Annotated in this window: 5 protein-coding genes; 3 read left to right on the top strand and 2 right to left on the bottom strand. The window is 73.3% G+C overall.

From position 1 onward, the window contains the following. A partial coding sequence (locus B124_RS23895; RefSeq protein WP_496504989.1) for a hypothetical protein occupies positions 1–255 on the top strand: 255 nt, incomplete at its 5' end. 11 nt (positions 256–266) lie between these two features. On the opposite strand, the gene B124_RS23890 is transcribed toward B124_RS23895, so the two are convergent. Beyond that, the gene (locus tag B124_RS23890) at positions 267–1,073 is read right to left on the bottom strand and encodes a DeoR/GlpR family DNA-binding transcription regulator (RefSeq protein WP_496504988.1); all 807 of its coding nucleotides are present in this window, start codon (positions 1,071–1,073) and stop codon (positions 267–269) included. Positions 1,074–1,169: 96 nt separating this feature from the next. On the opposite strand from B124_RS23890, the gene B124_RS23885 reads away from it, so the two are divergent. Further along, positions 1,170–2,057 (top strand): SIS domain-containing protein, encoded by an 888-nt coding sequence (locus B124_RS23885; RefSeq protein WP_496504987.1) that lies wholly within the window; start codon positions 1,170–1,172, stop codon positions 2,055–2,057. A gap of 53 nt (positions 2,058–2,110) precedes the next feature. Here B124_RS23885 and B124_RS23880 read toward each other — a convergent pair whose 3' ends face one another. Further along, a complete protein-coding gene (locus B124_RS23880) occupies positions 2,111–3,772 on the bottom strand; it encodes an acetolactate synthase large subunit (protein WP_496504986.1) in 1,662 nt (553 codons plus the stop codon). 196 nt (positions 3,773–3,968) lie between these two features. Between B124_RS23880 and B124_RS23875 the strand changes: the two genes are divergently transcribed. Further along, positions 3,969–6,218, top strand: a complete 2,250-nt coding sequence (locus B124_RS23875; RefSeq protein WP_496504993.1) for a HelD family protein — start codon at positions 3,969–3,971, stop codon at positions 6,216–6,218. Positions 6,219–6,235 lie beyond the last annotated feature (17 nt).

The raw sequence follows: 6,235 nt of genomic DNA, 5'->3' as shown, positions 1-6,235 counted from the left end.
TGGGCCGCCGACAAACAGCTCCGCGACGCCGTCTGCGACTTCGCCGCAGACTCCCGCCACGCCAACCCCTGGGCCGCCAGCCTCTACAACCGCGCCCGAACCCGCGGACACGACCACCCACACGCCGTCCGCATCCTCGCCCGCGCCTGGCTGTTCGTGATCTGGCACTGCTGGCAAGACGGCGTCGCCTACGACCCCACCCGGCACAGAGCCCTCCAGACCCTCCTCAACCAAGATCAACCGAACGCGGCTTGACACAGGGCTACTCATGCCCGCACCACGGACATCCCCTTGCCCGTGAACTCCCGCACCGTCCGTGCCGCGCGGTCGTCGGTGACGAGCACGTCGATGTCGGCCGGCGGGCAGATCCGGGCGAAGGTGCGCACCCCGAGCTTGGTGGAGTCGGCGACCACGACGAGCTTCGCGGCCTGCGCGGCGAGCAGCGCGTTGATGCTCGCCTCGTGCTCGTCGCGGGCGCTGGCGCCGTGCTCGGCGTCGACGGCGTCGGCGCCGACGAAGGCGATGTCGAGGCGGATCTCGCGCAGGATGTGGCCGGCGAGCGGGCCGATCAGCTCGTACGAGGACGGCATGGCGACGCCCCCGGAGACGACGACCTTCACGCTGCGCCGCACGGCCAGTTCTGCGGCGATGTTGAGCGCGTTGGTGACGACGGTGACGGCGGGCTGCCCGTCGCCGCGGGCGGCATCCGGCAGCCCGCCGTCGTCGCCCCAGTCGGCGCGGGCAGCGAGCGCACGGGCGACCGCGGCGGTGGTGGTGCCGTTGAGGCCGACGACCATGCCGCGTTCGACCATCGCCGCCGCGGCCCGGCCGATGCGCTCCTTCTCGGCGGCGTCCCGCCCGGCGCGGTGGCGCAGCGGCAGGTCGTACGCCACGTCGTTCGGCACCGCGCCGCCGCGGGTGCGGACCAGCAACTGCTGCTCGGCCAGCTGGTCCAGATCGCGCCTGATGGTCGCCGCGGACACGGCCACCTCGACGGCCGCGGCCTCCACGTCGAGCCGGCCGCGCTCGGCCAGCAGCCGCAGCAGGGCACCGTGCCGTTCATGCTGGTTCAACCCGAATCCTCCCAGCAGGGATGCTTGAAGATGCTCGGAATTCTGCCTTAGCATGCACGATTGAACAATGGTTCTCACACAGGGCGGGCGATTGACATGACCTACGTAACCGCTGAGCTGGCCGATCAGCCCGCGTGCTGGCGCCGGGCGCAAGAGCTGGCGGGCGTGCAGGGGGCGCTGCTGCCGCAGCCCGGCGAGCGGGTCGCCGTCGTCGGCTGCGGCACCTCGTACTACATGGCGCAGTCCTACGCCGCGCTGCGCGAGGAGGCCGGCCACGGCGAGACGGACGCCTTCCCCGCCTCCGGCTTCCCGGCGGGGCGGCGCTACGACCGGGTGCTGGCGCTGACCCGCTCGGGCACCACCACGGAGGTGCTGCGGCTGCTGGGGACGCTGGGCGGCCCGGTGCGCACCACCGCGATCGTCGCCGACGGTGCCACCCCGGCGGCCGAGGCCGCGGACGACGCCGTGGTGCTGGACTTCGCCGACGAGCGCTCCGTGGTGCAGACCCGCTTCGCCACCACCGCGCTGACGCTGCTCCGCGCCCACCTCGGGGCGCAGCCGGCCACGGCGGTGGAGGACGCGGAGCTGGCGCTCGTCGAGCCGCTGCCCCAGGGGCTGCTGACCGCCCGGCAGTTCACCTTCCTGGGCTCCGGCTGGACGGTGGGGCTGGCGAACGAGGCGGCGCTGAAGATGCGCGAGGCGGCGCTGGCGTGGACGGAGTCGTACCCGGCGATGGAGTACCGGCACGGCCCCATCAGCATCACCACCGCGGGCACCGCCACCTGGATGATCGGCGACGCGCCCGCCGGTCTCCAGGACGAGGTGCACGCCACCGGCGCGCTGTGGGTCACCGGCGGGCTCGACCCGCTGGCCGAGCTGGTCCGGGTGCAGCGGCTCGCGGTGGCGCTGGCCGACGCCCGCGGCCTGGACCCGGACGAGCCGCGCCACCTGACCCGCTCGGTGATCCTCAGCCCGGCGGGCTGAGGATCACCGCGGCGGCCGGTCTCTTGGAACAAGCACCGTCAGAACAGGCCCTGTCAGAACGGGCCCTGGAGGGCGCCGAGGCGCTCGGTCAGGCGCAGGTTCTCGGTGTAGTCGACGGGGCAGGAGATGACGTCCACACCGTCGTGGGCGAGGGCCTCGCGCAGGGTGGGCAGCAGTTCGTCGGCGGCCTTCACCTCGTGCCCGCGGGCGCCGAAGCTCTCCGCGTACGTCACCAGGTCCGGGTTGGCGAAGCGGGTGTGGGAGTGGCGCCCCATCTCCAGCTCCATCTTCCAGGTGATCAGCCCGTACTCGTCGTCGACGAGGACGAGCACGGTCATCGGGATCCCCTCGCGGACGGCGGTCTCCAGCTCCTGGGAGTTCATCAGGAACGCGCCGTCGCCGGTCATCGCCAGCACCTGGGCGTCGGGCCGGGCGAGCTTGGCGCCGATGGCGCCGGGCACGGCGAAACCCATGGTGGAAAGCCCGTTGGAGATCAGGCAGGTGTTGGGCTCGTACGTGGGATAGAGCCGCGCCATCCACATCTTGCCGGCGCCGGTGTCGACCAGCACCACGTCCTCGCGGCCCAGCGCCTCCCGGACGTCCGCGACGACGCGCTGCGGCGCGAGCGGGAAGGCGGAGTTGCGGCGGCCGTGCGCCAGTTCCTCGGCGAGCAGGCCGCGGATGAGCCGGCCGTCGCCGTGGAACGTGCGGCCGACGGCGTCCGCGAGGCCGTCGAGCGAGGCGGAGGGGTCGCCGAGCACCCCGACCGCGACCGGGTAATGGGAGTCGACCTCGGCCGGGAACTGGTGCAGGTGCAGGATCTTCTTGTCGGCCTGCGGGTTGATCTTGACCGGGTCGAACTCCTGCAGCTCGTACCCGACGCAGATGACGACGTCAGCGTTGTCGAAACCGAAGTTGGTGTAGTCGTGGCGCATGAAGCCGACGGCGCCGAGAGCGTTGGGGTGGTCGTCGGGGAAGACGCCCTTGCCGTTGAAGGTCGTCGCCACCGGGATGTCGAGCCGCTCGGAGAAGCGGACGAGGGCATCCGTGGCGCCGGCGCGGGTGGCGCCGTGACCGGCGAGCAGGATGGGGCGCGCGGCGCTGGCCAGTACCTCGGCGGCGCGCTCCAACTGCGCCGGGGACGGGGCTTCGGGGCGCGGGCGGTTGATGGGCAGCGGGTTCAGCGGCGGGTCGGGGACCGCCTCTTCTATGTCCTCGGGCAGCGCGAGGAACACCGCACCAGGCCGCTCGGTCTGCGCGGTCTTGAACGCCTGGCGCACCATCTCCGGCACCGCGCCGGCGGCGCGGACCTGCTGGGACCAGCTCGTGACCGGGGCGAACATCGCGGGCAGGTCGATGACCTGGTGCGACTCCTTGTGCACCCGGTCGAGCCCGCCCTGCGCGGCGAGCGCGACCACCGGGGTGCTGTTGGTGTGCGCGTCGGCGACGCCGAGCAGCAGGTTGATGGCCCCGGGGCCGAGGGTCGCGGAGCACACCCCCGCGCGGCCGGTGATGCGGCCGTACATCTCCGCCATGAACGACGCGCCCTGCTCGTGGCGCACCAGGACGTAGTCGATGGACGGTGAGGCGTTGACGGCGTCGACGAACCGGATGTTCTCCTCGCCCGGCACGCCGAAGACGTGCGTCACGCCCTCCGCCTCCAGGCAGCGCACCAGAAGGTGCGCCACGTCTTCGGGGGTGTCTGCAGTGCTCATGCCCCGAGCGTAACCCGCACGCGCACGAAAAAAGGCTCCGCCGCATTCGGCAGGAGCCTTTGCACTGCTACGATGAGGAATTCTCTGCGCCTATTCATAAAACGTGAACAAGCGCTGGAGGAAAGTGCGATGCGGGCATTCTATCCGTGCGGGAGCTGAATTGTCAAACGAGCCACACGAGGTGCAGAACGAGGAAATGCGGCGGGAGCAGGAATTCCTCGACCTGCTCCAGCAGCGCCTCGCCGAGCTGCGCGAAGGCGCGGAGGCGGGGGTACGGGCGTCCCTGGCCCAGGACGGGGGCAGCACCCTCCAGGCCAGGCTGGAACGCGACGTGCTCGTGGCCGAACAGTCCGGGCTGCTGGCCGCGTTCAACGCCGGCGAGCACGGCCTGTGCTTCGGCCGGCTGAGCTTCCGCGACGGGCGCGACCACCACATCGGCCGCATCGGCATGCGCGCCGACGACGAGGAGCGCACGCCGCTCGTCATCGACTGGCGGGCGGAAGTGGCCCGCCCCTTCTACCTCGCCACCGGCCACACCCCCATGGGTCTGCGCCGGCGGCGGCACATCTCCACCGAGGGCGGCGCCGGCGGCCAGCGGGTCACGGGCCTGCACGACGAGATCCTCGACCTCACCGACACCTTGCGCACCGGCCTGGAGGGCACCGACGCCGATGCGGTGCTGCTCGCCGCGCTCGACGCCGCCCGCACCGGCCGGATGCACGACATCGTGCAGACCATCCAGGCCGACCAGGACCGCGTCATCCGCGCCCCGCGCTCGGGCGTCCTCGTCGTCGAGGGCGGGCCCGGCACCGGCAAGACGGCCGTGGCCCTGCACCGGGCCGCGTACCTGCTCTACGCCCACCGCGAGCAGCTCGCCCGCCGCGCCGTGCTCATCGTCGGCCCGGGCCCCGCCTTCCTCTCCTACATCTCCGAGGTGCTGCCCGCGCTCGGCGAGACCGGCGTGCTGCTGGCCACGCCCGGCGAGCTGTTCCCCGGCGTCCACGCCACCGGCACCGACACTCCCGCCGCCGCGGCGGTCAAGGGCGGCGCGGCGATGGCGGACGCGCTCGCCGCGTATCTCGGCGACCGCCGACGGCTGCCGGAGTCGACCGTCGTCATCCCGCACGAAGACGGCGAGCTGCACCTCGACTACTGGCTGGCCAACGCCGCCCGCCGGCGCGCCCTGGACACCGAGCTGCCCCACAACGCGGCCCGGCCGCACTTCGCGTTCAACGTCATCGACGGGCTGACCCGGCAGCTCGCCGACCGCCTCGGCGACGACCCGTTCGGCGACGAGAACCTGCTCGGCCCGGACGACATCGCCCAGCTCGGCAAGGCGGTCGCGGCCAGCGAGGACGTGCACGCGGCCATCGAGGAGCTGTGGCCGCTGCTGACGCCCGAGGAGCTGGTCGCGGACTTCCTCGCAGAACCGGTGCATCTGCCGGAGCCGGACGCGGAGCTGATCCGCCGCGCCGGCGGGCCCTGGACGCCGGCCGACGTGCCGCTGCTGGACGAGGCGGCGGAGCTGCTCGGCGACGACGGGCCCGCGCGGGCGGCGGCGCAGGTGCGCGCGGAGGCGGAGCGGCAGGAGCGGATCGCTTACGCGCAGGGTGTGCTGGAGATGTCGTACGGCTCGCGCACCCAGGAGTTCGAGGAGCGCGACGACGACGAGGCGGAGGTGCTGGCGGCACACGACCTCATCGACGCCGAGCGGCTGGCGGAGCGGCAGGAGGAGGCCGACCACCGCACCGCGGCCGAGCGGGCGGCGGCGGACCGGAACTGGGCCTTCGGCCACATCATCGTCGACGAGGCGCAGGAGTTGTCGCCGATGGCGTGGCGGCTGCTGATGCGGCGCTGCCCGACCCGGTCCATGACCCTGGTCGGCGACCCGGCGCAGACGGCGGAGCCCGGGGCGTGCGGGTCGTGGGAGTCGATCCTCGGCCCGTACGTGGACAAGCGCTTCGAGCACGTCACGCTGGGCGTCAACTACCGTACGCCGGCGGAGATCATGGAGGTCGCGGCCGGGGTGGCGCGGGCGCAGGACCCCCGGTACACGCCGCCGCGCTCGGTGCGCGCCACCGGGATACGGCCCTGGGCCGAGCGCGCCGGACAGTCGGCCGGCGCCGTGCCCGCGGCGGTCGCGGCGGCCGTGGCCCGCGAGTCCGGCGGACCGGGGCGGCTGGCGGTGATCGCACCGGGGCCGTTGCTGCCCGCGCTGGCGGCGGCGCTGCCCGGCGCGGCGTCGGGCCCGGCACCGGACCTGACGCGGCCGGTGGTGCTGCTCGGGCCGCGGCAGGCGAAGGGGCTGGAGTTCGACACGGTGATCGTGGCGGAGCCGGCTCTCCTCGGGAGCAGCGACCTGTACGTGGCGCTGACCCGGGCGACGCAGCGCCTCGGCGTCGTCTACACCGGCACGCTGCCGGCGGCGCTCGGCGGCCTCGCGTAGCGGCGGCGGCGGGAACA

The sequence above is a fragment of the Streptomyces sp. CNP082 genome (assembly GCF_059570535.1).
This window is presented reverse-complemented; position numbering and strand designations above follow the sequence as displayed.

Excerpts from the sequence above, each read along its gene's own strand:
- B124_RS23885 (WP_496504987.1), top strand. The coding sequence starts at position 1,170 with ATGACCTACGTAACCGCTGAGCTGGCCGATCAGCCCGCGTGCTGGCGC.
- B124_RS23880 (WP_496504986.1), bottom strand. The coding sequence starts at position 3,772 with ATGAGCACTGCAGACACCCCCGAAGACGTGGCGCACCTTCTGGTGCGC.
- B124_RS23875 (WP_496504993.1), top strand. The coding sequence starts at position 3,969 with ATGCGGCGGGAGCAGGAATTCCTCGACCTGCTCCAGCAGCGCCTCGCC.